Source organism: Xanthomonas arboricola (assembly GCF_002940665.1).
Lineage (GTDB): Bacteria > Pseudomonadota > Gammaproteobacteria > Xanthomonadales > Xanthomonadaceae > Xanthomonas > Xanthomonas arboricola_B.
This window is the reverse complement of record NZ_MIGY01000003.1, coordinates 771,222-796,466: the sequence shown is the minus strand read 5'-3', so window position 1 is coordinate 796,466 and position 25,245 is coordinate 771,222. Positions and strand designations below refer to the sequence as shown.

General features: G+C 67.0%; 22 protein-coding genes. 11 read left to right on the top strand and 11 right to left on the bottom strand.

All coding sequences use genetic code 11. The annotated features are described in order from the left end of the window. Positions 1-102: 102 nt before the first annotated feature. The 3 genes from XarjCFBP7645_RS17170 to ahpC all read right to left on the bottom strand — a co-directional run bounded on the left by XarjCFBP7645_RS17170 (position 103) and on the right by ahpC (position 3,495). Complete coding sequence (locus XarjCFBP7645_RS17170; protein WP_104538448.1) at positions 103-1,044, bottom strand: LysR substrate-binding domain-containing protein; 942 nt, start codon at positions 1,042-1,044, stop codon at positions 103-105. Between the two features lie 79 nt (positions 1,045-1,123). Further along, complete coding sequence (ahpF, locus tag XarjCFBP7645_RS17165) at positions 1,124-2,716, bottom strand: alkyl hydroperoxide reductase subunit F (protein ID WP_104538447.1); 1,593 nt, start codon at positions 2,714-2,716, stop codon at positions 1,124-1,126. A 215-nt stretch (positions 2,717-2,931) separates the two neighbouring features. Then, on the bottom strand, positions 2,932-3,495 hold the full coding sequence (ahpC, locus tag XarjCFBP7645_RS17160; protein WP_016900725.1) for an alkyl hydroperoxide reductase subunit C: 564 nt from the start codon (positions 3,493-3,495) through the stop codon (positions 2,932-2,934). A gap of 200 nt (positions 3,496-3,695) precedes the next feature. Here ahpC and prmC point away from each other — a divergent pair, with 200 nt between their 5' ends. After that, positions 3,696-4,547 carry a peptide chain release factor N(5)-glutamine methyltransferase gene (gene prmC, locus XarjCFBP7645_RS17155; RefSeq protein WP_104538446.1) on the top strand — a complete coding sequence of 284 codons (852 nt, stop codon included), beginning with the start codon at positions 3,696-3,698 and terminating at the stop codon, positions 4,545-4,547. Between the two features lie 97 nt (positions 4,548-4,644). Continuing rightward, positions 4,645-5,586 carry a prolyl aminopeptidase gene (gene pip / locus XarjCFBP7645_RS17150; protein ID WP_104538445.1) on the top strand — a complete coding sequence of 314 codons (942 nt, stop codon included), beginning with the start codon at positions 4,645-4,647 and terminating at the stop codon, positions 5,584-5,586. A 127-nt stretch (positions 5,587-5,713) separates the two neighbouring features. On the opposite strand, the gene XarjCFBP7645_RS17145 is transcribed toward pip, so the two are convergent. Genes XarjCFBP7645_RS17145 through XarjCFBP7645_RS17130 form a run of 4 tightly spaced genes read right to left on the bottom strand, consistent with a single transcriptional unit; the run spans position 5,714 to position 8,598 of the window. Next, complete coding sequence (locus XarjCFBP7645_RS17145) at positions 5,714-6,499, bottom strand: N-formylglutamate amidohydrolase (RefSeq protein WP_104538444.1); 786 nt, start codon at positions 6,497-6,499, stop codon at positions 5,714-5,716. After that, the gene (locus XarjCFBP7645_RS17140; RefSeq protein ID WP_047125938.1) at positions 6,492-7,043 is read right to left on the bottom strand and encodes an NUDIX hydrolase; all 552 of its coding nucleotides are present in this window, start codon (positions 7,041-7,043) and stop codon (positions 6,492-6,494) included. Before XarjCFBP7645_RS17140 ends, XarjCFBP7645_RS17145 begins: the two co-directional genes overlap by 8 nt. Then, a complete protein-coding gene (locus XarjCFBP7645_RS17135) occupies positions 7,040-8,026 on the bottom strand; it encodes a 5'-3' exonuclease (RefSeq protein ID WP_104538443.1) in 987 nt (328 codons plus the stop codon). The genes XarjCFBP7645_RS17140 and XarjCFBP7645_RS17135 overlap by 4 nt, the downstream gene beginning before the upstream one ends. After that, entirely contained in the window at positions 8,023-8,598 is a 576-nt protein-coding gene (locus XarjCFBP7645_RS17130) for a nitroreductase family protein (protein WP_104538442.1), read from the bottom strand. Before XarjCFBP7645_RS17130 ends, XarjCFBP7645_RS17135 begins: the two co-directional genes overlap by 4 nt. Before the next feature lie 130 nt (positions 8,599-8,728). Between XarjCFBP7645_RS17130 and XarjCFBP7645_RS17125 the strand changes: the two genes are divergently transcribed. From XarjCFBP7645_RS17125 to XarjCFBP7645_RS17115, 3 genes are all read left to right on the top strand, one after another. Next, the gene (locus XarjCFBP7645_RS17125; protein ID WP_104538441.1) at positions 8,729-10,975 is read left to right on the top strand and encodes a DUF1631 domain-containing protein; all 2,247 of its coding nucleotides are present in this window, start codon (positions 8,729-8,731) and stop codon (positions 10,973-10,975) included. Positions 10,976-11,195: 220 nt separating this feature from the next. Next, entirely contained in the window at positions 11,196-13,550 is a 2,355-nt protein-coding gene (locus tag XarjCFBP7645_RS17120) for a DUF1631 domain-containing protein (RefSeq protein ID WP_104538440.1), read from the top strand. Positions 13,551-13,896: 346 nt separating this feature from the next. After that, entirely contained in the window at positions 13,897-14,988 is a 1,092-nt protein-coding gene (locus tag XarjCFBP7645_RS17115) for an NAD(P) transhydrogenase subunit alpha (RefSeq protein WP_104538439.1), read from the top strand. A gap of 172 nt (positions 14,989-15,160) precedes the next feature. Here the strand turns inward: XarjCFBP7645_RS17115 and XarjCFBP7645_RS17110 are convergent, their stop codons facing one another. The 3 genes from XarjCFBP7645_RS17110 to XarjCFBP7645_RS17100 are packed head-to-tail and all read right to left on the bottom strand — an operon-like array spanning position 15,161 to position 16,559. Further along, a complete protein-coding gene (locus tag XarjCFBP7645_RS17110) occupies positions 15,161-15,649 on the bottom strand; it encodes a DUF3106 domain-containing protein (protein WP_104538438.1) in 489 nt (162 codons plus the stop codon). A 5-nt stretch (positions 15,650-15,654) separates the two neighbouring features. Then, positions 15,655-15,999, bottom strand: coding sequence for a hypothetical protein (locus XarjCFBP7645_RS17105; RefSeq protein ID WP_104538437.1), 345 nt, complete (start codon positions 15,997-15,999; stop codon positions 15,655-15,657). Next, positions 15,996-16,559 (bottom strand): RNA polymerase sigma factor, encoded by a 564-nt coding sequence (locus XarjCFBP7645_RS17100; RefSeq protein WP_104538436.1) that lies wholly within the window; start codon positions 16,557-16,559, stop codon positions 15,996-15,998. The genes XarjCFBP7645_RS17105 and XarjCFBP7645_RS17100 overlap by 4 nt, the downstream gene beginning before the upstream one ends. A 123-nt stretch (positions 16,560-16,682) precedes the next feature. Here XarjCFBP7645_RS17100 and XarjCFBP7645_RS17095 point away from each other — a divergent pair, with 123 nt between their 5' ends. Together XarjCFBP7645_RS17095 and XarjCFBP7645_RS17090 are read left to right on the top strand one after the other, a co-directional pair. Then, positions 16,683-16,988: an NAD(P) transhydrogenase subunit alpha gene (locus XarjCFBP7645_RS17095; RefSeq protein ID WP_104538838.1), complete on the top strand. Its 306-nt coding sequence runs from the start codon at positions 16,683-16,685 to the stop codon at positions 16,986-16,988. Next, entirely contained in the window at positions 16,985-18,442 is a 1,458-nt protein-coding gene (locus tag XarjCFBP7645_RS17090; protein WP_104538435.1) for an NAD(P)(+) transhydrogenase (Re/Si-specific) subunit beta, read from the top strand. Before XarjCFBP7645_RS17095 ends, XarjCFBP7645_RS17090 begins: the two co-directional genes overlap by 4 nt. A gap of 770 nt (positions 18,443-19,212) precedes the next feature. On the opposite strand, the gene XarjCFBP7645_RS17085 is transcribed toward XarjCFBP7645_RS17090, so the two are convergent. Further along, a complete protein-coding gene (locus XarjCFBP7645_RS17085; protein ID WP_024940819.1) occupies positions 19,213-19,632 on the bottom strand; it encodes a hypothetical protein in 420 nt (139 codons plus the stop codon). A gap of 174 nt (positions 19,633-19,806) precedes the next feature. Here XarjCFBP7645_RS17085 and sufT point away from each other — a divergent pair, with 174 nt between their 5' ends. The 4 genes from sufT to XarjCFBP7645_RS17065 all read left to right on the top strand — a co-directional run bounded on the left by sufT (position 19,807) and on the right by XarjCFBP7645_RS17065 (position 25,241). Further along, positions 19,807-20,361 carry a putative Fe-S cluster assembly protein SufT gene (sufT, locus tag XarjCFBP7645_RS17080; protein WP_017156958.1) on the top strand — a complete coding sequence of 185 codons (555 nt, stop codon included), beginning with the start codon at positions 19,807-19,809 and terminating at the stop codon, positions 20,359-20,361. Between the two features lie 64 nt (positions 20,362-20,425). Then, on the top strand, positions 20,426-21,511 hold the full coding sequence (locus tag XarjCFBP7645_RS17075) for a branched-chain amino acid aminotransferase (protein WP_104538434.1): 1,086 nt from the start codon (positions 20,426-20,428) through the stop codon (positions 21,509-21,511). A gap of 314 nt (positions 21,512-21,825) precedes the next feature. Beyond that, on the top strand, positions 21,826-23,571 hold the full coding sequence (locus tag XarjCFBP7645_RS17070) for a S8 family peptidase (protein WP_104538433.1): 1,746 nt from the start codon (positions 21,826-21,828) through the stop codon (positions 23,569-23,571). A 260-nt stretch (positions 23,572-23,831) separates the two neighbouring features. Beyond that, entirely contained in the window at positions 23,832-25,241 is a 1,410-nt protein-coding gene (locus XarjCFBP7645_RS17065) for a S8 family peptidase (protein ID WP_181126368.1), read from the top strand. Positions 25,242-25,245 lie beyond the last annotated feature (4 nt).

The following is a 25,245-nucleotide window of genomic DNA, read 5'->3' as shown; positions in this document are numbered from 1 at the left end:
CTTGCGCGTCGCTTCTGTCCGAGAACAGGTGGAAAAACATGACGCCAAGCAACCGCAGCCATGCAACGATCTTGCGATTCCCGATTCCCGATTCCCGATTCCTCAGGCCGCAACTGCCTTAGGGCCGGTCGCCGGCTGGTCCAGCGTAAATAGGCTCTCCGGCAACTCCTTGAACAACTGCGCCAGTTGCTCCAGGAACGCGGTCATGGCCGAACTGCGGCGCCAGGCCATGGCGATACGGCGGCTGGGCTGCTTGTCTTCGCGGAAGCGGATCAGGCGGATGTTCTCCGAGCGGGCGACCGGCGGTTTGACCGCCAGCAGCGGCAGCAAGGTCACGCCGACGTTGGCAGCCACCATCTGGCGCAGCGTCTCCAGGCTGGTGGCCTGGAATTCGGATTTTTCCAGGGCACCGGCAAGATGGCAGACATCCAGCGCCTGTTCGCGCAGGCAGTGGCCATCTTCCAGCAGCAACAGCCGCTGCTCGGACAGATCGTCCAGCGTCATGCTGTCATAGCGCGACAGCGGATGGCCTTCCGGAACGGCCAGCACGAAGGGTTCTTCGAACAGGAATTCGGCATGCAGCTGCTCATCCTGCAACGGCAGCGCGAGCAGCGCCGCATCCAGGCGGCCTTCGCGCAGCTGGTGCACCAGCTGATCGCTTTTTTCCTCGATCAGCAGCAGTTCCAGACGCGGAAATCGCTCGCGGATCCGCGGGACCACATGTGGCAACAGATACGGCGCCAGGGTGGGAAAGATGCCCAGCCGCACGGTGCCCGCTTCCGGATCCTGGCTGCGCCGCGCCGCTTCCTTCATCTGTTCCACTTCGGCCACGATGCCGCGTGCGCGCATCGCTGCCTCGCGGCCGGCAGGGGTCAGCATCACCTTGCGCGGCGCACGTTCCACCAGCGGCACGCCGAGCTCGTCTTCGAGTTTCTTGATCTGTGTGGACAGCGTCGGCTGACTGACGAAGCAGGCCGTCGCAGCACGGCCGAAATGCTTGTGGTCGGCCAGGGCGACCAGATATTTCAGGTCACGCAGGTTCATGTGCAGCAGCCCTCATTGCGGTGACGGGGTACGACTGGAGCTTAGCGCCCGGGCTGGCCGGGCGCTGGCTTGCGTGCTCTTATGCTGCCTGGGCGACGTTGTCGGCGCTGACCGGTGCACTGGAGCGGATCAGGTAATCGAACGCGCTCAACGCAGCCTTGGAACCTTCGCCCATCGCGATCACGATCTGCTTGTACGGCACCGTGGTGGCGTCGCCGGCAGCGAACACGCCCGGAACATTGGTCTGGCCACGGTCGTCGACGATGATCTCGCCGCGCGGCGACAACGCAACCGATCCCTTGAGGAATTCGGTGTTGGGCAGCAGGCCGATCTGCACGAACACGCCTTCCAGATCCACGTGCTGGATGTCGCCGCCGGTGCGGTCCCTGTAGACCAGGCCGGTGACCTTCTGGCCATCGCCCAGCACTTCGGTGGTCTGCGCGCTGGTGATGATGCGCACGTTGTGCAGGCTGCGCAGCTTGCGTTGCAGCACTTCGTCGGCGCGCAGCTTGTCGTCGAATTCCACCAGCGTGACATGCGCCACGATACCGGCCAGATCGATCGCGGCCTCGACGCCCGAATTGCCGCCGCCGATCACCGCCACGCGCTTGCCCTTGAACAGCGGGCCATCGCAATGCGGGCAATAGGCCACGCCCTTGTTCTTGTACTGGTCTTCGCCCGGCACGTTCATCTGCCTCCAGCGCGCGCCGGTGGACAGGATCACGGTCTTGCTCTTGAGCGAGGCGCCGTTGGCCAGCTTGATCTCGATCAGGCCATCGGCACCGGCCGGAACCAGCTGCTCGGCGCGCTGCAGGTTCATGATGTCCACGTCGTACTGGCGCACATGCTGCTCGAGCGCGGCGGCCATCTTCGGGCCTTCGGTTTCCGGCACCGAGATGAAGTTTTCGATCGACATGGTGTCCAGCACCTGGCCACCGAAGCGCTCGGCGGCCACGCCGGTACGGATGCCCTTGCGTGCGGCGTAGACGGCCGCTGCCGAGCCGGCCGGGCCACCGCCGACCACCAGCACATCGAAGGCGTCCTTGGCCGCGATCTTGGCGGCGTCGCGCTTTGCGGCATTGGTGTCGAGCTTGGCGACGATCTGCTCCAGCGTCATGCGGCCCTGGTCGAACAGCTCGCCGTTCAAGTAGACGGTAGGCACCGACATGATCTGGCGGGTTTCGACCTCGTCCTGGAACCACGCGCCGTCGATGGCCACGTGCTTGATGCGCGGGTTGAGCACGGCGGCAAGATTCAGCGCCTGCACCACGTCCGGGCAGTTCTGGCACGACAGCGAGAAATAGGTTTCGAACTGGTAGTCGCCATCCAGGTGCTGCACCTGCTCGATCAGCTCGGCGGCGGCCTTGGACGGGTGGCCGCCCACCTGCAGCAGCGCCAGCACCAGCGAGGTGAACTCGTGGCCCATCGGCAGGCCGGCAAAGCGCAGCGAGATGTCCTGGCCCGGCGTGGTCAGCGCGAACGAGGGCTTGCGCTGGTTGTCATCGCGGTGGATGTCCAGGCTGATCTTGTCCGACAGCAGCACCAGATCCTCGAGCAGGTCGAGCATTTCGCGCGAGCCGGCGCTTTCGTCGATCGAGGCATTGATCTGGATCGGACGGGTGACCCGTTCCAGGTAGGCGGTCAGCTGGGTCTTGAGGTTGGCATCCAACATGGAGAACTCCTGGGAATGGGCAAGGGGAGGGCGTGGCGTCGCTGCGCTGAGGCAGGTCGCCGGGGAGGAGGGGATGAACCGCAGCCGGCGCGATGTCGGGAATGCGTGCTGGCGATGGCTGGCGGGCAGCCCGGCACCGGCTCCGGTTCACCCCCGGCCCAGTGCTGGGCCGGAGATGCTCCGGCCTCAACCACAGGCCGGAGGTGTCAGTCGGTTTAGATCTTGCCGACCAGGTCCAGCGACGGAGCCAGGGTCTTGGCGCCTTCCTTCCACTTGGCCGGGCAGACCTGGCCGGGATTGTTGGCGACGAACTGGGCAGCGGTCAGCTTGCGCAGCGTCTCGGTGACGTCGCGGGCGATCGCGTTGTCGTGGATTTCGAGGGTCTTGATCACGCCGTCCGGATTGATGATGAAGGTGCCGCGCAGGGCCAGGCCTTCTTCTTCGATGTGCACGCCGAACGCACGGGTCAGCTTGTGGGTCGGGTCGCCGATCAGCGGAAACTGCGCCTTGCCCACGGCCGGCGAGGTTTCGTGCCACACCTTGTGCGAGAAGTGCGTATCGGTGGTGACGATATAGACCTCGGCGCCTGCCTTCTGGAACGCGGCATAGTTGTCGGCGGCGTCTTCCACTTCGGTCGGGCAATTGAAGGTGAAGGCGGCCGGCATGAAGATCAGCACCGACCACTTGCCCTTCAGGCTGGCCTCGGTGACTTCGATGAAGTTGCCGTTGTGGTACGCATTCGCCTTGAACGGCTGGACCTGAGTGTTGATAAGAGACATTGAGTTTCCTCGTGCGATGAAGGGGGCGGGGGATGGAACAGTCGCCATGGTAGGTAGGATCGATAGATTTCTCAAATCGATTGATGGAATTGTATAGATAGGCTGTGGCTATCGAGTTTGCAGACGGCGTCTGCCGCTGCAGGGGCCGATTCCATCTCCGATAATGGTCGGCCGATGTTGCGCATGAGTGAATGATCCGTATGAGCGAGGACCCAGCCGGTCTTGCCGCCGAGCAGCTGTTGCGGCGCGCAGTCGAACGGATCGAGCGCAGCGATGCCGAGCCGCTGCTGCTGCACGCGCTGGGCCGCGACCGCGCCTGGCTGTTTGCGCATGGCCGCGATCCGGTCGAGGCGTCTGTCGCGCAGGCGTTCGAGGCGCTGGTGCAGCGGCGCCAGGCCGGCGAACCGGTGGCGTATCTGACCGGCCGGCGTGGGTTCTGGACGCTGGATCTGGCGGTCTCCACTGCCACGCTGATCCCGCGCGCCGACACCGAGGTGCTGGTCGAGCTGGCACTTGAGCGCCTGGATGCTCTGCCGGGCCGCCGCGCTGCCGATCTGGGCACCGGCAGTGGTGCGATCGCGTTGGCCATCGCCAGCGAGCGGCCGCAGGCACAGGTGATCGCCACCGACGCCAGTGCGGCGGCGCTGGCGGTTGCCCAGCGCAATGCCGACAGTCACCGGTTGCGCAATGTCGAATGCCGTCAAGGCAGCTGGTTCGCGCCGCTGGCCGGAGAGTGCTTTGATCTGATCGCTAGCAATCCGCCGTATATCGCTACGCAGGACCCGCATCTGGGTGAAGGCGATCTACGCTACGAGCCGGCCAGTGCGCTGGCTTCCGGCCCCGATGGCCTGGACGACATCCGCCTGATCGTCGCCGATGCCCCTGCGCATCTGCTGCCGGGCGGCTGGCTGCTGCTCGAACACGGCTGGGACCAGGGCGCGGTAGTGGCCGGGCTGATGCAAGCGCGTGGCTTCGAGGCGGTGGCCACGCATCAGGATCTGGAGCAGCGTGACCGGGTGACAGCGGGGCGCTGGTCGCCCGCTGCGGGCTAGCGCGGCGGGCCACGAAGCGGTCGCCCTCGATTGCATGGGGCGCCCGCGTGTGCAGACCGGGTGCCGATACACTAGCGGTTTCCCGCAGGACCGACGCATGCGCACGCTCTATCCCGAGATCACGCCGTACGACCACGGCACCCTCCAGGTCGACGACCGCCACACCCTGTATTTCGAGCAGTGCGGCAATCCGCAGGGCAAGCCGGTGGTGATGCTGCACGGCGGCCCCGGTGGCGGTTGCAACGACAAGATGCGGCGTTTCCACGACCCGGCCAAGTACCGCATCGTGCTGTTCGATCAGCGCGGCGCAGGCCGTTCCACCCCGCATGCCGATCTGGTGGACAACACCACCTGGGACCTAGTCGCCGATATCGAGCGCCTGCGCGAACACCTGGGCATCGCGCGCTGGCAGGTGTTCGGCGGCAGCTGGGGTTCGACATTGGCGCTGGCCTACGCGCAGACCCATCCGCAGCAGGTCACCGAGCTGGTGCTGCGCGGCATCTTCCTGCTGCGCCGTTTCGAACTGGAGTGGTTCTATCAGCAAGGCGCCAGCCGGCTGTTTCCTGACGCCTGGGAGCATTACGTCAACGCGATTCCGGTGGTGGAACGCGCCGATCTGATCTCCGCCTTCCACCGTCGCCTTACCAGCGACGACGAAGCCACCCGTCTGGCCGCAGCCAAGGCATGGAGCGTGTGGGAAGGTGCCACCAGCTTCCTGCATGTGGACGCCGATTTCGTCACCGGGCATGAAGACGCGCACTTCGCCCTGGCGTTTGCGCGCATCGAGAATCATTACTTCGTCAACGGCGGTTTCTTCGAAGTCGAAGATCAGCTGTTGCGCGACGCGCACCGCATCGCCGACATCCCCGGTGTGATCGTGCACGGTCGCTACGATGTGGTGTGCCCGTTGCAAAGCGCCTGGGACCTGCACAAGGTGTGGCCGAAGGCGCAGTTGCAGATCAGCGCGGCGTCCGGCCATTCCGGATTCGAGCCGGAAAATGTCGATGCGCTGGTGCGCGCGACCGACGGGTTTGCCTGAGCGACGACGTCCGGCGCAGCCGGGTCATGCGCTGGCATGACCTGTCGGAGCATGCCTGCGCGCGATGAGGCGTTACCGATGACGCCTCATCGCGCGCAGGCACGCTCCTACGCGGATTTCAGGTGTTTTAACGCGGCAGCAGCGCGTCTGCCAGCGGCGGCAGGATGCGTGCCAGGCGCTGTGCCCACGCCTGTTGCCCGGCCGCGTCGGCAATCAGGTCCTGGCGCAGTTCCAGCTCCACATGCAGCAGCCCGCGGCCTTCGCCGTAGACCGGAATCGCATAGTCGCTGGTGTCGCTGACCGCATAGGGCTGGTTGTCGCCGACCACCAGATCCGGCTCGTTGCGCAAGGCCTGCAGCAGGCGGTGCGCCAGCCGCGTGTCGCGGTTGTACAGCACGCCGGCATGCCAGGGCCGCGCGTTGCCGGCCATGATCGGCGTGAAGCTGTGCATCGACACCAGCACGGTCGGTTGCCTGCGCTGTGCGCGTGCATCCAGTTCTGCCGCAATGCGCGCGTGGTACGGCGCGAAGATCGCATCGATGCGCTGCTGCCGATCGGCCGCCGATAGCTGCTGGTTGCCGGGAATCGAGGTGCCGTCGCTGACCTCGGGCATCAGCGTGGCCGACCCATGCGGACGATTGCAGTCGATCACCAGGCGCGAATAGGTCTGCGCGATGGCGACCGCATCCAGCGCATCGGCCAGCAAGCGGGTGACCTCGGCAATGCCGATATCCCAGCCGATGTGGCGGTCCAGCTCCTGCTGCGGCAGGCCGAGATTGGCCAGCCGCGCCGGCACGCGTTGACCGGCGTGGTCGGCGATCAACAGCCATGGCGAGGCGGCCTGCGGGCTGTGCACGCTGAACGGTGCGGGATCGTCGGTGCCCAGCAGGCGGGCAGCGGTCGCTTCACCCACGCGCGGTGCCGTCCAGCGCGTGATCGACCAGATACAGCCCGGCCCACAGCTTGGGGTCCATCTGATAACCCTCGGCCATCTTCTGCACCAGCCAGGCGCCGACCTGTGCGCGCGGGATTTCGTGCACGGTGATGTCTTCGCTGGCATCGCCGCCGCCGGCGCCGACCTTGCGCAGGCCGGTGGCGCGCACGAAGGCGATCTTCTCGCTGCTGGCGCCGGCCGAGGTGGGGCCGATCATCAGCACTTCGGCATGTTCGGCGGTCCAGCCGGTTTCTTCTTCCAGCTCGCGAATGGCCGACAGCTCGATCGACTCGTCGGCGTGCACGTCGCCGACCAGGCCGGCCGGCATCTCGATGGTGCGTGCCTGCAGCGGCACGCGGAACTGTTCGACGAACAGCATCGCATCGTCCGGGGTCACCGCCACGATGATCGCGGCCAGGCCGCCGGCATGCACGCGTTCGGAATACTCCCAGGTGCCACGCACGACCATGCGCTGGTACTTGCCTTCGTAGACCACGGTGGGCGGGGTGTCGTGTCGGTTCATGGATGCAGACCTTGTTCCAGGGAAACGGGAGTGCGCGGTACCTGCGCGCCGCTGCACGCGGCCAGTAGCCGGCGCCGGGTGAGCGGGCCAAAGCGCAGGCTCTCGCATAATCCTGCCAGCATGTCCGCATCGGCTTGCGCGCGCGTGAAACCGGCAGCGGTCAGCGCCAGCGGCGCGTCTAGTGCGATGGTGGTGAGCTGACGCCACAACAGTGCGTGTTCGCGTTGCTCGCGCAGGCGCGCGGCCATCTGCGCCGCGCCGCGCAGGCGCAGGAACGGGATTTCGTCGATGCGTTCCAGCAAGGCATCCAGGCTGCCGAAATGCGCCAGCAGGACTGCCGCCGATTTGGCGCCGATGCCGGTGACGCCGGGGATGTTGTCGATCGCATCGCCGCACAGCGCCAGGTAGTCGGCGATCTGATGGGCATGCACGCCGTGGCGCGCCTTGACCCCGTCCATGCCCCAGCGCAGGTTGCGCGCGTAATCCCACTGCTCGTCGTGCTCGAGCAGCAGCTGCGACAGATCCTTGTCGGCCGACACGATCACCCCGCGCAGGCCGTGCGCACGCACGCTGTGCAAGGCGCTGCCGATCAGATCGTCGGCCTCGTAATCGCGGTGCGCCAGCACGCTCAGGCCCAACGCTGCGCACAGTGCCTTGCAATGCGCGAACTGGCGCCGCAACGCATCCGGTGCCGGGGTGCGATTGCCCTTGTAGGCCGGGTAGATCGCATGCCGAAAACAACTGTCCAGCGCCTCGTCGAAGGCAATGGTGATGTGCTGGGGATCCTCGCGTTCGAGCAGGTCGAGCAGGAAGCGCGCAAAGCCGTGCACCGCATTGGTCGGCCAGCCTTGCGCATCCTGGAATTCGTCCGGGATCGAATGCCAGGCGCGGAACACGTACAGGCTGGCATCGACCAGATAGAGCGGGATCGGGCGATTGATCGCCGATGGTGCGCCTGCAAGCGGAGGGGTATGCGTGGTCACGGTGTCCAGTCGCGCAGCAGCGCACGCGGATCCGGGCGCTCGCGCTCGGGCACCTGCAGGCGCGGGGTGCCGATATGGATGAAACCGGCGATGCGCTCGTTCTGCTCCAGGCCCAGATAGCCGGTCACCGCCGGGTCGTAGGCCATCCATGCGGTCAGCCACTGCGCGCCGAAGCCATGCGCCTGCGCGGCCTGCAGCAGCGCAAAGCACACGCAGCCGGCGGTGAGCAGCTGTTCCTGCTCGGGCACCTTGTGCCCGGGGCGCAGCGCGGCGATCACCACGATCACCAGTGGCGCATCGTTGAAACGGTTGCGGTCTTTTTCGACCGCTGCGGGCGGCGCCAGCGGGTCGGCGGCCAGGCTGCGCTCGGCCAGGAAATCGCCCAGTGCCTGGCGTGCATCGCCGTTGATGCGCAGGAAGCGGAACGGCACCAGCTTGCCGTGGTCCGGCACGCGCACGGCCGAGGCGAGCATGCGCAGCAGGGTGTCTTCATCCGGGCCGGGCTCGCCAAGCTGTTTGGAGGGGACCGAGCGGCGCGCGTCCAGCGCCTGGAGCGAATACGGTGCGTGCATAATTCCGGGTCAAGGCGAGGATGCGGGCAATTATAGACAGGCCCTTCCCAACGCCCGCCGCATCATGGCCAGTGGGCCGATGCCGGCCCGGCCGTGACATCCCTTCCGTGTTCGTCCTGCGTGCTCCCCGATGACCCAGTTCGTTTCCACCCCTATGCTTCCCAGCCACAATCCGCACCTGCTCGATCAGGTGCGCGAGATCGTGCTGGTGCCGCTGGCCGATGCATTTGTCGAATTTCAGGATGCACTGGCCGAGGCGCTGTTCCGGCTGGCGGCCGATGCCGGCGCGGCCCAGAACGACTTCCTGGAGGCCATCCAGGCGGTGCGGCAGCAGCGCGAGCCGATCACCGCACGTTTTCGCGGGCACCTGGCCAAGGCCTGGCAGGGGCTGGAATCCGGGCGGCCGTTGTCGGCCGATCGCAGCCTGGGACGCGGCGCGGCCGGGCTGACCCTGCTGCCCGAGCAGGATCTGGAGGTGCGCCTGGCGGTGCGCAATCTGGCTGGCGCGCTGCAGCACCAGTGGCGCCCGGAGCTGATGCGGCTCAATCGCTATCTCGGCTTCATTGCCGGCGGGCTGCGTATCGACGGCGACAGCAATCCGTTTGGGCCGGACCATCTGGGCGTGGCCTTGTACGACGCCTTTCAGGGCGTGACGCTGGCGCCAAAGGTGCATCTGGCGGTGATCAAGGTCTGCGAGCAGCACCTGATGGAACGCGTCGGTCAACGCTACGGCGCGCTGGAGCAGGCGCTGGTGCAGGTGGCGCGATTGCGTGATTTGCCGCAGCCGCGCAGCCGGCGGCACGGCATTCCTCGGCAGGACGAAGGCGCAGGTGAGCAGGCCGCCGAGACGCCGGACTGGATTGCGCGCTTCTTCACCGATTGGTCGGGTGGGCAGGGTGCGTTGGTCGGCGTCGAGGCGATCGACGTGCATGTGCGCAGCGGCCGCGAGCTGTTGCCGCCTGGCCTTCACCACCTGCTGCAGCATGCACGTCGCCAGCGCGAACCCGAAGCCGATACGCCCGTCTCTGCAGAGCGACGCTTGCTATCGCCGCGTGAGGTGGTCTCGGCGCTGTCGCTGCTGCAGACCATGCCTGCAGCCGGTTTCGATGCCATCGACGGCACCGATCGGGGCCTGGCGCGTGGCTTGCGTCAGCAGGTCAGGCGCGCCGCCGCCGCGCTTGGCGTGGATCCGGCCACCACCTGCCTCAATCCCGACGACGAAGACGCGCTGGATCTGGTGGCCTTGTTGTTCGCCGCGATCCTGATGCAGAGCCATCTGTCCGATGCGCAGCGCAGCCTGGTCGGCCAGTTGCTGGTGCCGATGGCTAAGCTGGCGATGCTGGACGGCCACCTGTTCGTGCGCGAAAGCCATCCGGCGCGCCGCCTGCTCAACCTGTTGGTCGACGCCTGCGATGGCAATGGTGGCGAAACCGCGGCAGAACAGGCCTTGCTCGGCCAGGTGCAGGCGGTGATCGACACGGTCGTGCGCGATTTCGACGAGCATCCGGGGCTGTTTCTGGCGCTGCAAGCCGAATTTGGCGCCAGCTACGAGCACTATCAGCGCCGGGTGGAAATCGCCGAGCGCCGCGCCAACGAATTGCAGCGCGCAGAAGAACGCCGCGAACGCGCGCGCAGCAACGCCGCGCAGGCGCTGGCCGAACGCCTGGCGCGCGGGCCGCTGCCGCCGTTGGTCGAGCATTTTCTCGTTCGTGTCTGGCAGCCGTATGTGCAACAGGCGGCATTGCGTAGCGACGGCGCCGGCCCGGCATTGGAGGCCGCCGTGGCAATGGGCGATATGGTGCTGGCGCAACTGGCTGCTGCGCCTGGCGACGCTGCGCTGGAGGCGCAACGTGCGCAGCTGTTGCAGGCCTTTACGCTGGCCGGGCTGGCGCAACGCGACGCCGAGCTGGCTCTGAAGGAACTGCAGCGCGCGCTGGTGCCCATGCCATCGTTACCTGCTGCGGGACCGCCCGATCCAGCTCCGCTTGCGCCGAGCTTGGCCGCGCTGCGCCTGAGCCCCGGTCCGGCCGATCCGGTCGGCGAGCCGCTGACCCCGATGCTGGATGCCACCGCGCAGGTGGAATTTGATCGCGTCACCGCCGATTTCTTCCGTGGCATGGCGATCGGCACCTGCCTGGAGTTCATCGACCGGCACGGCCGCGTGCAGGCCGGCAAGCTGTCCTGGATCAGCCCCATTTCCGGGCGGTTGATGTTCGTCAACCGGCGTGGTGGGCGGCTGTGCGTGTCCTCGCCGGAGGAACTGGCAATGATGGTGTGGCTGGACCGCCTGCGGCTGCATCGCGACGACGACGCGTTCTACAGCGCGATGCAGGACGTGGTCGATGCGCTGGACCGGCCGCCTAAGCTGAAGGCTTAACCCCCGCAGGCGGTGAACGCGCTTTGGCAAGCGCCACCGCAGCGATGCAAGCTAGGATGTCGACTGACACGCAAACCTTGGCGGTCACGACTAAAGTGCAAATTGCGTCACATTTAACGAACAAGCGAAACGCCTACCATGCGCTGGCGGAATGTGGGGCCGCGTCTGTTTCTTTTCGTTTGGATATTTTCACGCCTGCAGGGGCGGGGAGCCTTTGCGCATGACTTTTCAGCCCAGTCCGTCGGGACATCCGGGCCGTGACCAACGCTTGCTCGAACAGGCATACGCCGTGTTCGTGCCCGCGCTCGCGCAGGTTTTTGCAGCTGCAGTCGCACACTTCGACGATGTGCTGTTCGATCGCGCCGAATCCGCGGGCGCATCCCAATTGCTGTTTCTCGATGGTATGCGCGAGTTGCGCCGCAAGCGCGACGAAGTGTCCACACGGTTCCGCCAGCAGCTGGACGACGGCTGGCAGGCGCTGCTGCTGGGCGAGCCTTTGTCGGCCGAAGTGGTCCTGGCAGGTGACATTGGCACCGGCCCGCTGAGTCTGGTGCCCGAACACGTGCTCGAATCGCGGCTGGCGGTGCGCAATCTGGCCACCGTGCTGCTGCGTGACTTCAAGCAGGTGCTGGCGCGGGTGGACCGCCGCCTGGGCTGGATCGCCGGCGGCCTGGAGCTGGTGGCCGACACCAACCCGCTCGGTCCGGAACATCTGGGCGTGGCGATCCACGAAGCCTTCGCCACCTGCGACCTGGCGCCGGAAGTGCGCCTGGTGCTGATCAAGCTGTGCGAGCGCGACCTGGCCGAGCCGATCGGCAAGTTGTATGCGCGTCTGGACGAGACGCTGGCCAAGGCCGGCGTCATGCCCGAAATCTCCCAGCCCAAGCGCCCGCCGCCGCGCGTGCAGCCACGTGGCGACACCGCCGAAGAGCGCGCGCAGGCCGAGGCGCAGGGCGCGGTTGCCGAGATCGGCGGCGACGACCAGAACGACCAGTACGCACCGGCCTGGGCCAACCGCTTTCTGGACCGCTGGGCGCATAGCCGTGGCCGCATGCAGGCCGCAGCCCAACGTGACCATGCCGGCGGCGCTGCCGGCGGCATGGACGGGGATGAGGCCGGTCATCCCGGCGGCAGCCAGGGCATGTTGCTGGAAGCACTGCACGAACTGCTGCAGCAGACCCGCAGCGTGCGCGACAACACTGCCTCTGCCGCATCGGTGGCGGTGGGCCAGCAACGCCCGCTGAGCCAGCGCGAGATGATGTCGGTGCTGTCGCTGCTGCAGGCCACGCCGAGCGCGACGCTGCAGGCGGCCATCGGCGACGACACCGAGTCGCTTGCCCAGCGGCTGAAGAACGAGGTGCTGTCCAGCGCCACACGGCTGGGCGTGGACCCGGCGACCGCGCGTCTGGACCCGATGGACGAGGATGCGATCGATCTGGTCGGCATGCTGTTCGACGTGATGCTGGATGAACGCGATCTGGAAAACCGGTCGCGCGAAATGATCGGCCGGCTGGTGGTGCCCTTCGTCAAGGTTGCGCTGCTGGATCGCAAGATGTTCGTCCAGAAGACCCATCCCGCGCGGCGCCTGCTCAATTCGCTGGCCGAGGCCTGCGAGGGCAACAACGGCGACACCGCTGCCGAGCGCGTGCTGATGGGCAAGGTCGAGGAAATCGTCGACCGCCTGGTGGCCGAATTCAACGAGAACCTGGCGATCTTCCTGACCCTGGAAGAGGAATTCCGCGATTTCCTGTCGCAGCACCGGCGTCGGGTGGAAATCGCCGAGCGGCGCGCCACCGAAACCCAACGCGGTCAGGAGAAGCTCGAACTGGCACGCAGCCGCGCGCTGTCGGAGCTGGAACAGCGCACGCAAGCGGGGGCGCCGCTGCCCAAGGCCGTGGAGGATTTCCTGCGTCAGCCGTGGCTGCACCATCTGACCATGGCGATCCTGCGCGACGGCGACGAAGGTCCCGGCACCGTCGAGGCATTGGCCCTGGCCGATGGCGTGCTCGAGGAACTGGCCGAGGCGCGCCGCCATATCGTCGGCAAGCCGTGGCTGCAGGTCTGGCAGCCGGCCTTGCACCGCGTGTTCGCCAGCGTCGGCCTGCATGGCGATGCAGTGGTGGTGGCGATCGGTGCGCTGCACGACACCCTGCAGGCGATCGCCGAGGCGCGTCCTGAGCTGGAAAAGGCCTTGCCGGAACTGCCCCAGGTCAACCTGCCGCCCCCGGCTGCCGAAAGCGTCAGTGTGGTGCTGGGTGCCGAGGCGGTGGCGCAGAGCATCGACAGCGCCGATGCCGAGCGTTTCCGCGCGATGGGTATCGGCACCTGGCTGGATTTTGTCGACAAGGACGGCAAGGTGCAGGCGGGTAAGCTGTCCTGGGTGAGCCCGATCTCGCAGCGGTTGCTATTCGTCAATCGCCGCGGCGTGCGCTTCTGCGTCGCCTCGCCGGAGGAACTGGCGGTGATGGTGCGTCTGGGCCGGCTGCGCGAGCACATCAACGACGGCGCCTTCGACAGCGCCATGCAGGGCGTCATCGACCGCCTGGACCCGCTGCACAACAGCACCGTGCACTAGCGGGTGACGCGCGATGCGCTCGACGCATCGCCTTACGGTCAGGCGCGCACCTGGCCGATAAGAACCCAGCGCTGCCGCGATGACCGAGCCAGCCCCTGCTCAGCCCTGGCCCGGGCTGGTCGAAGGCCGCCACCGCATCGCCCCAGGCATGTACCGCAGTATCGATGCCATCGATGCTTGGGCTGTCTCGGCCAGCAGTGTCGCCTTGCCATCGACCACCGCACCGAAGCGGTGGCGCTGATGCCGCCCCTAGCAGTTGCTCGCTCCCGATGCTGCCGGCCGGAGCGTGACTGCCGCACGCTCTGCTAGCATCGCCCCGACCAAAGGCGCGCGAGCGGAGCAATGCATGGCTGTGCAGGTGCTGGTGCTGAAAGAACACGCGGCAGGCGAGCGCCGTGTCGCCGCCACGCCGGAAACGGTCAAGAAACTGGTCGCGCTCGGCGCCAGCGTGTGGATCGAGCCTGGCGCCGGCTGCGCCAGCAGCATGGCCGACGCAGCGTATCTTCAGGCCGGGGCGCGGCTCGCCACGGCAGACACCCTGGGCCAGGCCGAGGTGCTGCTGAGCGTGCAGGCACCGCCCACCGAGGTGCTGCAGCAGTGTAAGCCCCGCGCGGTGCTGATCGGCATGCTGGCGCCGGACGCCGACCCGGCACGTGCGCAGGCGATTGCCACCGGGGAGCTGGTCGCGTTTCCGCTGGAGCGCCTGCCACGCACTACGCGTGCGCAATCGATGGACGTATTGAGTTCGCAGGCCGGCATGGCCGGCTACAAGGCCGTGCTGATCGCCGCGCAACTGACGCCGCGCTTTTTTCCGATGCTGACCACCGCCGCCGGCACCATGCGCCCGTGCAAGGTGCTGGTGATCGGTGCGGGCGTGGCCGGGCTGCAGGCGATCGCCACCGCCAAGCGGCTGGGCGCGCAGGTCGAAGGCTTCGACGTACGCCCGGAAACGCGCGAGCAGATCGCCTCGCTGGGTGCGCGTTTTCTGGATCTGGGCGTGAGCGCGGCCGGCGAGGGCGGTTATGCGCGCCAGCTCACCGACGACGAACGCGCCGAACAGCAACACCGGCTGGCCGAGCATCTCAAAAGCGTTGACGTGGTGGTCTGCACCGCCGCCGTGCCCGGCCGGCCGGCGCCCAAGATCCTGAGCACGGAGATGCTGCACGGCATGCGCGCCGGCAGCGTGATCGTCGATCTGGCCGCCGAAGCCGGCGGCAATTGCGCCGCCACCCGGCCAGGCGACACCTACGAGCGCGACGGCGTGGTGATTGCCGGCCCGCTCAATCTGGCCAGCCAGGGCGCGATACACGCCAGCGAAATGTTCGCGCGCAATGTCTACGCGTTCGCCGCGTTGTTGATCAAGGATGGCGCGCTGGCGTTCGACTGGGACGACGAACTGCTGGCGAAAACGCGCTGGTCGGCGCCAGCGACTGCGTAGCCCCGCCGAGCCCATGCGCCTTGCGCGTTTGCGTTTCCGGATAGGAGCGCATTGGCGCGCGATGGCGCTTTATCGGTAATGCTCCGTCGCGCGCCAGCGCGCTCCTACGGTGGCCGCGCGCGACCGGGGACCCGTGCGATGGCGTGCCGCACTCGCCGCGGTGGCGCTGCCGTCAATCGTCGGTTGACGGATGCTCGCGCAACCAAGTGTTGCGCTCGGCCGGGCTCATCTTCTGCCAGCGTTGCTGCAGCTCATTGCGTTGTTGCTGGTTGAGCGTGCGCATGCGTTCGAACAAGGCCTTCGCCTCGCGGCGTTGCGCCGGATTCATGTTGCGGAAGCGGTCCATGCCGGCCTTGGCCTGTTTGCGTTGCTCCGGGGTCATGTCCAGCCAGCGGCGCGCGTGGCGATACGTGCGCGGGCGTTCTTCCGGCACATCGTTCCAGCGCTGGCGCAGCGCATCGATCAGCACCTGCTGCTGCTGCTGTGTGAGCTTGTCCCACTCGGGCATCGGCGTGTCTGCCTCGCGCGGGCCGGGACCTCGCAGACCGGGGCCATCCGGCGGCGGTCCCGGCGGTTCCGGGGGATGGGCCTGGGCCAGCAAGGAGGCGCAGGGTGCGGCGCACAGCAGCAGAGTCAACAACAGGCGGGTGGTGCGGGTCATCGTGCTTATTCCATGGCCAGGGCGGTGTCGGACCCCAGCCAGACGTACAGGTCCGGATTCTGGGTCAGCATGTCGTCGGTATCGGTGGTGGTGCCGGCGACCGCTTGGGTCGGGGCGGGGCCGGGCGCGGTGCGCTCGCCCGGCCGCAGTTGCAGGCCGATGCCGATCGCCAGCAGCCCGGAACACGCGGTCGCCAGCAGCCAGTAGCCGCGTCGGGCGCGCGTGGGAGCGGTCGCGTGACGGGCCTGGCGCAGGCGCGCCAAGGTCTGCGGCGGCAGGCTGGCGAGTGCGGTGGCATGCAGGTGGCGCAGGTGCGCGTCCAGCTGGGCCGGGTCGTGGGAGCGGTTCACAGCAAATCCTCGAACTGTTTCTGCAACGCGTCGCGCGCACGCGACAGGTGGGTTTTGACCGAGCCTTCCGAGCAGCCCATCGCCTTGGCGGTGGTGGCCACGTCCAGGTCTTCCAGCACCCGCAGCGTGAACGCTTCGCGCTGGCGCGCCGGCAATCCGCGCAGGGCCTGGACCAGCCGTTGGTAGGCCTGTTGATGCCGTTGTTCGTCCACCGGGCCCGTGCCGGGGTCGGCCCAGTCGATGGTGCCTTCATCGTCGTCGCGTTCGGCCGGCGCCCAGAACTTCAGGCGGAAGCTGCGCCGGCGCTGCAGGTCGATGATGCGGCTGCGCAGGATGCTCCAGAACAGCGGCGTCCATTCGGCGGCCGGGCGCTCGCGGTAGCCGAGCAGCTTCACCATGGCGTCCTGCACGGCGTCCAGCGCATCTTCGCGGTGACGCAGGCCGGCCTCGGCAAACCGGAACGCACGCGGGCCGATGCCGGCCAGGAAGGCGTCCAGCGAAACCGGCGCGGTGGCGGCCGGTGCGGCAGGTTGCGGATCGAAAGGGGTTCCCACCAGCACAGCGTAGCTTCCGCAGAGACGATACGACGTCAACGGCCGAGTGCCGATTCGGTTGACACGCGCCCGGGCACGCACGGCGTGGGTATGATCGGCGGGCCGCACCGGCCAGTGGAGCGAAAGACCATGAGCGACGGGTTCGTAGCGCTGTACATCTTCATGCTGGCGGCCATCGCCGGCCACGTGATCATTTCGCGGGTGCCGGCGATCCTGCATACCCCGCTGATGTCCGGTTCCAACTTCATCCACGGCATCGTGCTGATCGGCGCAATGGTGGTGCTGGGGCACGCCGATACCATGCTGGAAAAAGCGCTGGGATTCGTTGCGGTGATGCTGGGTGCGGGCAATGCGGCCGGGGGTTACGTGGTGACCGAGCGGATGCTGGACATGTTCAAGTCCAGCAAGAAGCCACCGGGCGGAGACGCGCCATGAACGTGTCCACCGCCGCATTGCTGGCGTGGCTGGTCAAGTCCAGCTATCTGGTCGCGGCGACCCTGTTCCTGCTCGGGTTGCAACGCATGGCGTCGCCGTTGACCGCGCGCAGCGGCATCCGTTGGGCCGGGCTGGGCATGCTGATCGCCACGGTGGCGACATTCTTCCTGCCCGAGCTGCATAACGTGCCGCTGATCCTGGCCGCGCTGGCGATCGGCACCGGGGTGGCATGGTGGTCGGCCAGGAAGGTCGCCATCACCGACATGCCGCAGATGGTGGCCTTGTACAACGGCATGGGCGGCGGCTCGGCGGCGGCGATCGGGGCGGTGGAGTTGCTGCGCTTTGCCTTCTTCGCCAACCGCGACACCACCCACTGGAGCGCCCAGGCGGTCGCCGAACTGGCGGCGCGGCGGCCGGACACCACCACGGTGGTGCTGGCGGTGGTCGGCTCGGCGATCGGCGCAGTGTCGTTGTCCGGGTCGATCGTGGCCTGGGCCAAGCTGGATGGCCGGCTCGACCGTCGGGTGACCTTTGCGGGCCAGCAGGCCTTCAATCTGCTGGTGGCACTGGCGGTGCTGGCGCTCGGTATCTGGGCGGCCTACAGCCTGCAGCCGCTGGCAATCATCGCCTTCTTCGTGGTGGCGCTGGCGCTGGGCGTGTTGATGACGCTGCCGATCGGCGGCGCCGACATGCCGGTGGTGATCTCGCTGTACAACGCATTCACCGGCCTGGCGGTGGCTTTCGAAGGCTATGTACTGGGCAACGAGGCGCTGATCATCGCCGGCATGATGGTCGGCGCCGCCGGCATCCTGCTGACGCGCCTGATGGCCAAGGCGATGAACCGGCCGATCAGCGGGGTGCTGTTTTCCAACTTCGGCGGCGGCGGGCAGGCACAGCAGATCGCCGGGGCGCAGAAGCCGATCGAGGCCGGCGACGTGGCGGCGATGATGGCGTTCGCCGAGCGGGTGGTGATCGTGCCCGGCTACGGCATGGCGGTGGCACAGGCGCAGCACAAGATCTGGGAGCTGGCGCAGCGGCTGATCGCGCGCGGGGTCAAGGTGAAGTTCGCGATCCACCCGGTTGCCGGGCGCATGCCCGGGCACATGAACGTGCTGCTGGCCGAGGCCGGCGTGCCCTACGACCTGATCGCCGACATGGACGACATCAATCCCGAGTTCGCCAGCACCGACGTGTCGCTGGTGATCGGCGCCAACGACGTGGTCAACCCGGTGGCCAGGACCGACCCGGCCAGCCCGATCTACGGCATGCCGATCCTGGACGTGGTCAATTCGAAGAACACGGTAGTGATCAAGCGCGGCAAGGGCAACGGCTTTGCCGGCATCGAGAATGCGCTGTTCTACGCCGACAACACCCGCATGCTGTACGGCGATGGCGCGGAAGCGGCCGGCGCGCTGGTCAGCGAGCTGAAGGCGCTGGACGGGGGCGGGCATTGAGGCGTCGTGCGAGCGATTTAGCAGATTAACTTGTGAAGCCACTTGGTCGAGGGCGGTGTACTCGCTGCCAGTTCCTTACAGCTAAGCCGCAGATCGGCTGTTTCACGAGTGTTCTATCCGCACTATCCGGCCAGTCTTAGCAGCCAGCCCGCAACAAGCCACCGAGCTTTCGAGTCACAGCGGTGCTTAGTGACAGTCAAAACGCGGTGAGTCGAGTGCGCGGTGCCCTCACCGCTTGCGGGACACGCCGTGCATCCGTCCGTGGAGGCTCGGTGGCGGCATCCATGCCGCCAAGGGTCCCGCAACCGGTGAGGACACCGCACCAGAAAGTCGGTCGGTGGTCCGGTGGAAACCTGTTGTTGCTTTGGGACGCTGAGAAGTTTGTAGCTGGTCTTTTCAAAGCTTGCGTGTTGCCAGGCTTTGATTGAGAGGTCAACTGGACGCCAATAATCCAAGCAACGCACGTCGCGCATAGATGGAAGGAAGCGCTGGATCCCCCGGGATCTTGCTTGCACCAGCGCACCGACCATCTCGCTTGGTCCTTGCCCGCCCACCGTCGCGTAAGAGCCTACAGGGACGTACTTGCAGCGTGTCCTGCGATGGTGGGCGGGCAAGGGCCCCGCAGCCAAGTCGCGGAGTTCCCCCGGATATCGCTGCGTCAGGAAAATAAAGCGCTAGCGCTAAGTAGGGAGCCACGTGACTTGAGCTGTGCAGACGAAGCATCAGCTTCAACACAATGCCTACTGGTAGCCGTTGCGAACACGTCCGACTCAGCGCGCCGCCCACCATGCCAGGACCAGTGCGGCGGCATAGCACAGCAGGTCGAAGCCGTTGTTGGCCAGTTGCAGCAGGGTCCAGGCCAGCCCGGTGCCCATCTTCTGCGCCGAGGTCCACGGGTCCAGGCCCAGTGCGCCACCCAACTGCGCCGAGGCGATGCCCCAGTTGGCGCCGACGATGATCAGCGCGGTCGCCACGACCGCGATACCGATGCGCAACGGGCCGGCGCCCAGCGTGCCCAGGCGCAGCATCCAGACGATTTCCAGGGCCACCAGCACCGCCATCCAGCCGGCCTGGTTGCCCAGGGCAAGCGCGATGAGCATCCAGGCGATCAGGGCGGTGACGCATCCCAGCAGCAGGAGCGGGGGCCAGAGCCAGTGCGCGGTTCTGGCGGACGCGGTGGTAGGCGGCATTGGAGCTCCTGACAGTGCGCACATGATAAGGCGCGCGCCGTGTTTTGCGTGGTGATGGACGCGCCGATGGAATGCAGCGTCGTCGCTGGCTCCATCCCGCAATGGCAGTGACATTGCCGTGGTCGGCTAGAATGGCGGACTTGCGCGCATCCGCCGCGGCCCCATATCCAGCCCATGTACTCCCGTAGCAGCGAACCCGTCCAGTTCGAACGCGATTGCGATGCCGTCATGGTGCCGCAGGGCGATTCGGTGACCCTGCCCGCAGGCAGTTATGGCTATATCACCCAGGCGCTGGGTGGCAGCTATACCGTCTTTGTCGAGGGCAACCTGTTCCGCATTGCCGGCAAGGATGGCGATGCGATCGGCAAGGAGGCACCGCCGGGGCTGGAACTGCCCGCCAATGCCAGCGACGAAGAGGTGGAGGCACTGGTGTGGCAGCAACTGCGCACCTGCTTCGACCCGGAGATCCCGTTCAACATCGTCGATCTGGGCCTGGTCTACGAGGCGGTGGTCAGCCATCGCGAGGAAGACGACCAGCGCCGGGTGGACGTCAAGATGACCCTCACCGCGCCCGGTTGCGGCATGGGCGAGATCCTGGTCGACGACGTGCGCAGCAAGGTGGAGATGATCCCGACCATTGCCGAAGCCGACGTCGAGCTGGTTTTCGACCCGCCGTGGGGCCGGCATATGATGTCCGAAGCGGCCCGTCTCGAGACCGGCATGCTCTGATCGTCAGGCGCCATGTCCAACAGGTGGCGCCGCGTCCTTCCGCCCGCCATACAGGAATCTTCCGGTGTCCGTGTCCTTCGCTTCCACCCGTTCCCCGTCGCCGTGCAGTGCCGACGAGCTGTCCGTGATCCTGGCCGCACCCGGCTTCGGGCTGCATTTCACCGACCATATGGTCGCCATTTCCTGGACCAACGAGCTCGGTTGGCACGACGCGCAGGTACGTGCGTACGGCCCGCTGCAGCTGGATCCGGCCGCCTCGGTGCTGCATTACGGCCAGGAAATCTTCGAGGGCATCAAGGCCTACCGGCATGCCGACGGCTCGATCTGGACCTTTCGCCCGCAAGCCAATGGCGAGCGGCTGCAGCGCTCGGCGCGCCGGCTGGCGTTGCCGGAACTGCCGGTGGACCTGTTCGTCGAATCGCTGCGCCAGCTGGTGGCAGTGGACGCGAGCTGGGTGCCGTCGGCGCCGGAAACCAGCCTGTATTTCCGCCCGTTCATGATCGCCGACGAGGCGTTCCTGGGCGTGCGTGCGGCGCACAAGGCCTCGTACTACGTCATCGCAAGTCCCGCCGGCCCGTATTTCGCTAAGGGCGTGGCGCCGGTGTCGATCTGGTTGTCCACCGAATACGCACGTGCGGCCAAGGGCGGCACTGGTGCGGCCAAGTGCGGCGGCAACTACGCCGCCTCGCTGCTGCCGCAGCAGAAGGCCTATGCGCAGGGCTGCTCGCAGGTGCTGTTCCTGGACCCGGTAGAAGGCAAGTACATCGAAGAACTGGGCGGCATGAACGTGTTCCTGGTCTACAAGGACGGCACGCTGGTGACGCCGGAACTGTCCGGCAGCATCCTGGAAGGCATCACCCGCGACAGCATCCTGCAACTGGCCCGCGACCGCGGCATGCGGGTAGTCGAGCGCAAGGTCGCCATCGACGAGTGGAAGCAGGGCGTGGCATCGGGCGAGATCAGCGAGGTGTTCGCCTGCGGCACCGCTGCCGTGGTCACCCCGATCGGCGAGCTGAAGGGCGATGGCTTTGCGGTCGGCGATCTCTCCGCCCCGGCCGGCGAGGTGACCATGTCGCTGCGCCAGGAGCTGACCGACATCCAGTACGGGCGTGTCCCGGACCGCCACGGTTGGCTGGTGCGTCTGTCCTGAGCCGACCCGTCGCGTCAAAACAGGCCTCTGCGCAAGCGCGCAGAGGCTTTTTTTTGGCCGCAGCGCAGCAGGTGTGTGCCAATTCATGTCCGAAAGTGTCGTCAACTGACTGAACGGTGCCGTACGGTGTCACAAAACTGATATTTCATTGAGCGAAAGTGCGAACTTGTTATTGTCCAGCCTGGTTGTAGTGCGGTAGGTTCGCTGAACGGATCGATAACAGGGGGTCGATCCGGGACGCTGGTGCTGACCTATGGAAGGCGGCACCGGTTACCACCGCTCCGGCGGTGCTCTTTGATCTAGAAGGGAATTCGATGTCGAACGAGTCTTTCCGCAAGTGCCCCGGTGCACTGACCATCCTGAGCGCAGCTGCGCTGACGTCGTTGTTGTTGGCAACCCCGGCCTTTGCCGGAGAGGTGTACCTGGATGGCCTGGCCACCGCCCAAACCCACCAGAAGTTCATCGTGACCTACAAGGACGGCAGCACCGCGCTGGCCAGTCCAACCGCGTTGAGCACCTCGCTGCGCACCGCCGCGCGCGCTGTTCCGGCCAAGGCCGGCAAGGCGCTGGGCCTGAACTCGGTGCGCCGCCTGGCGCTGGGACCGGAGCTGGTCAAGACCGACCGTGCACTCGACCGCGCCGACGCCGAAACCCTGATGCGCCAGCTGGCCTCCGACCCCAATGTGCAGAGCGTGGAAGTCGACCAGATCCTGCACGCCACACTGACCCCGAACGACACCCGCCTGTCCGAGCAATGGGCCTTCGGCACCACCAACGCCGGCCTCAATATCCGCCCGGCCTGGGACAAGGCCACCGGCGCCAATGTGGTGGTGGCGGTGATCGACACCGGCATCACCACCCATGCCGATCTCAACGCCAACATCCTGCCGGGTTACGACTTCATCAGCGATGCCACCACGGCGCGCGATGGCAACGGGCGCGACAGCAATCCTGCCGACGAAGGCGACTGGTACGCCGCCAATGAATGCGGCACCGGCATTCCGGCCTCCGATTCCAGCTGGCACGGCACCCATGTGGCCGGCACGGTGGCCGCGGTGACCAACAACACCACCGGCGTGGCGGGAACTGCCTACAACGCCAAGGTCGTGCCGGTGCGCGTGCTCGGCAAGTGCGGCGGTTCGTTGTCGGATATCGCCGACGCCATCGTCTGGTCTTCCGGCGGCAGTGTCAGCGGCGTGCCGGCCAACGCCAATCCGGCCGAGGTGATCAACATGTCGCTCGGCGGCGGCGGTACCTGCTCGACCACCATGCAGAACGCGATCAGCGGTGCGGTCTCGCGCGGCACCACGGTGGTGGTGGCGGCCGGCAACGATTCTGCCAACGTGTCCGGTTCGCTGCCGGCCAACTGCGCCAACGTGATCGCAGTGGCAGCCACCACCTCGGCCGGCGCCAAGGCCAGCTATTCCAACTTCGGCACCGGAATCGATGTGTCGGCACCGGGTTCGGGGATCCTGTCCACCCTCAACAGTGGCACCACCACCCCGGGCAGTGCCAGCTACGCGTCCTACAACGGCACCTCGATGGCGGCGCCGCATGTGGCCGGCGTGGTCGCGCTGGTGCAGTCGGTCGCGCCGAGCGCACTCACGCCGGCAGCCGTGGAAACCCTGTTGAAGAACACCGCGCGTGCGCTGCCGGGCGCCTGCTCGGGCGGCTGCGGCGCCGGCATCGTCAATGCCGATGCGGCGGTGACCGCCGCCATCAGTGGCAGCAATGGCGGCGGCGGTGGCGGCACCGGCAACACCCTGACCAACGGCACGCCGGTCACCGGACTGGGCGCGGCCACGGGTGCGGAACTGAACTACACCATCGCAGTGCCGGCCGGTAGCGGCACGCTGACCGTGGCGATCAGCGGCGGCAGCGGCGATGCAGACCTGTATGTGCGTGCCGGCAGTGCGCCGACCGACACCACCTACACCTGCCGTCCGTACCGCAGCGGCAATGCCGAGACCTGCAGCATCAGCGCGCCGTCGGGCACCTACCATGTGCGGGTCAAGGCATACAGCACGTTCTCCGGCGTGACCTTGCGCGCCAGCTACTGAGGCACATCGGCACTGCCTGGCCATGGCCGAGCGGTGCCGATCCCCTGCAGCAGATCCGCTTCACCCCATCAGCGACGTATCGCCCACGTCTGCCGCATCGGCGGGCGCCGGCGATGTGTTGCCGCTCGACCGGAACGGACATCGGTCAGTCGTCTCGCCGGGCGCCCGCGCCCGGGCACTGCCCGACCCGATCCGCAGCACGTGGAGCCGGTTCGGCCATCTCGCCGCAATTGCGGTACCTCTCAAATAAGGAACGATCGATGTCCAATGTGTCGCAACGACGTGCGCCCACGCGCGCGCTGGTGGTCCTGGGTGTGTCCGCGCTGACCTCGCTGCTGGCGGTGCCGGCGTTTGCCGGTCAGGTCAATCTTTCCGGGTTGGATTCGCAGCCCACCCTGGACCGCTTCATCGTCAAGTACCGGGACGGTTCCAGCGCCGCAGTGAGCCCGACCTCGATGCGCGCGTCGCTCAATTCGATCGCTACCGCCGTGCCGGCACGCGCCGGCCGTGCGCTGGGCCTGAATCACGTGCGTCGCACCGCGCTGGGTTCGGAAGTGCTCAAGACCGACCGTGGCCTGGACCGTGCCGAGGCCGAGACGCTGATGCGCCGGCTCGCCGCCGACCCGAGCGTGGAGTACGTGGAAGTCGATCAGATCATGTACCCGACGCTGACCCCCAACGACCCCCGTCTGTCCGAGCAGTGGGGCTTCGGCACCACCGCCTCGAGCATCAACGTGCGTCCGGCCTGGGACACCGCCACCGGTACTGGCGTAGTGGTGGCGGTGATCGACACCGGCATTACCAGCCACCCGGATCTCAACGCCAATGTGCTGCCGGGTTACGACTTCATCAGCGACGCGGCGCGGGCGCGTGACAACAATGGTCGCGACAACAATCCGGCCGACCAGGGCGACTGGCGCGCTGCCGACCAATGCGGCTCCGGTGTGCCAGCGGCCAACTCCAGCTGGCACGGCACCCATGTGGCCGGCACCATCGCTGCGGTCACCAACAACAGCACCGGCGTGGCCGGCACCGCGTTCAACGCGCGCATCGTACCGGTGCGTGCGCTGGGTCTGTGCGGCGGCACCACCTCCGACATTGCCGACGCGATCGTCTGGGCATCGGGCGGCACCGTCTCCGGCGTGCCGGCCAACGCCAATCCGGCCGAAGTGATCAACATGTCGCTGGGCGGCAGCGGCACCTGCTCGAGCACTTACCAGAACGCCATCAACGGCGCGGTGTCGCGCGGCACCACGGTGGTGGTGGCGGCCGGCAACAGCAATGCCAACGTGGCCAACTTCACCCCGGCCAGCTGCGCCAACGTGATCTCGGTGGCGTCGATCACCTCGGCCGGTGCGCGTTCGAGCTTCTCCAATTTCGGCAGCACCATCGACATCTCCGGGCCGGGCTCGGCGATCCTGTCCACGCTCAACAGCGGCACCACCACCCCGGGCAGCGCCAGCTACGCCTCCTATAACGGTACGTCGATGGCAGCCCCGCACGTGGCCGGCGTGGCGGCGCTGGTGCAGTCGGCCGCCAGCCGTCCGCTGACCCCGGCGGCGGTGGAAACACTGTTGAAGAACACCGCGCGTCCGCTACCCGGCGCCTGCTCGGGCGGCTGCGGCGCCGGCATCGTCAACGCGGCCGGTGCGGTCAGTCAGACCCCGTAAGGAC

Excerpts from the sequence above, each read along its gene's own strand:
- XarjCFBP7645_RS17170 (WP_104538448.1), bottom strand. The coding sequence starts at position 1,044 with ATGAACCTGCGTGACCTGAAATATCTGGTCGCCCTGGCCGACCACAAG.
- ahpF (WP_104538447.1), bottom strand. The coding sequence starts at position 2,716 with ATGTTGGATGCCAACCTCAAGACCCAGCTGACCGCCTACCTGGAACGG.
- ahpC (WP_016900725.1), bottom strand. The coding sequence starts at position 3,495 with ATGTCTCTTATCAACACTCAGGTCCAGCCGTTCAAGGCGAATGCGTAC.
- prmC (WP_104538446.1), top strand. The coding sequence starts at position 3,696 with ATGAGCGAGGACCCAGCCGGTCTTGCCGCCGAGCAGCTGTTGCGGCGC.
- pip (WP_104538445.1), top strand. The coding sequence starts at position 4,645 with ATGCGCACGCTCTATCCCGAGATCACGCCGTACGACCACGGCACCCTC.
- XarjCFBP7645_RS17140 (WP_047125938.1), bottom strand. The coding sequence starts at position 7,043 with ATGAACCGACACGACACCCCGCCCACCGTGGTCTACGAAGGCAAGTAC.
- XarjCFBP7645_RS17130 (WP_104538442.1), bottom strand. The coding sequence starts at position 8,598 with ATGCACGCACCGTATTCGCTCCAGGCGCTGGACGCGCGCCGCTCGGTC.
- XarjCFBP7645_RS17125 (WP_104538441.1), top strand. The coding sequence starts at position 8,729 with ATGACCCAGTTCGTTTCCACCCCTATGCTTCCCAGCCACAATCCGCAC.
- XarjCFBP7645_RS17120 (WP_104538440.1), top strand. The coding sequence starts at position 11,196 with ATGACTTTTCAGCCCAGTCCGTCGGGACATCCGGGCCGTGACCAACGC.
- XarjCFBP7645_RS17115 (WP_104538439.1), top strand. The coding sequence starts at position 13,897 with ATGGCTGTGCAGGTGCTGGTGCTGAAAGAACACGCGGCAGGCGAGCGC.
- XarjCFBP7645_RS17110 (WP_104538438.1), bottom strand. The coding sequence starts at position 15,649 with ATGACCCGCACCACCCGCCTGTTGTTGACTCTGCTGCTGTGCGCCGCA.
- XarjCFBP7645_RS17095 (WP_104538838.1), top strand. The coding sequence starts at position 16,683 with ATGAGCGACGGGTTCGTAGCGCTGTACATCTTCATGCTGGCGGCCATC.
- XarjCFBP7645_RS17090 (WP_104538435.1), top strand. The coding sequence starts at position 16,985 with ATGAACGTGTCCACCGCCGCATTGCTGGCGTGGCTGGTCAAGTCCAGC.
- XarjCFBP7645_RS17085 (WP_024940819.1), bottom strand. The coding sequence starts at position 19,632 with ATGCCGCCTACCACCGCGTCCGCCAGAACCGCGCACTGGCTCTGGCCC.
- sufT (WP_017156958.1), top strand. The coding sequence starts at position 19,807 with ATGTACTCCCGTAGCAGCGAACCCGTCCAGTTCGAACGCGATTGCGAT.
- XarjCFBP7645_RS17070 (WP_104538433.1), top strand. The coding sequence starts at position 21,826 with ATGTCGAACGAGTCTTTCCGCAAGTGCCCCGGTGCACTGACCATCCTG.
- XarjCFBP7645_RS17065 (WP_181126368.1), top strand. The coding sequence starts at position 23,832 with ATGTCCAATGTGTCGCAACGACGTGCGCCCACGCGCGCGCTGGTGGTC.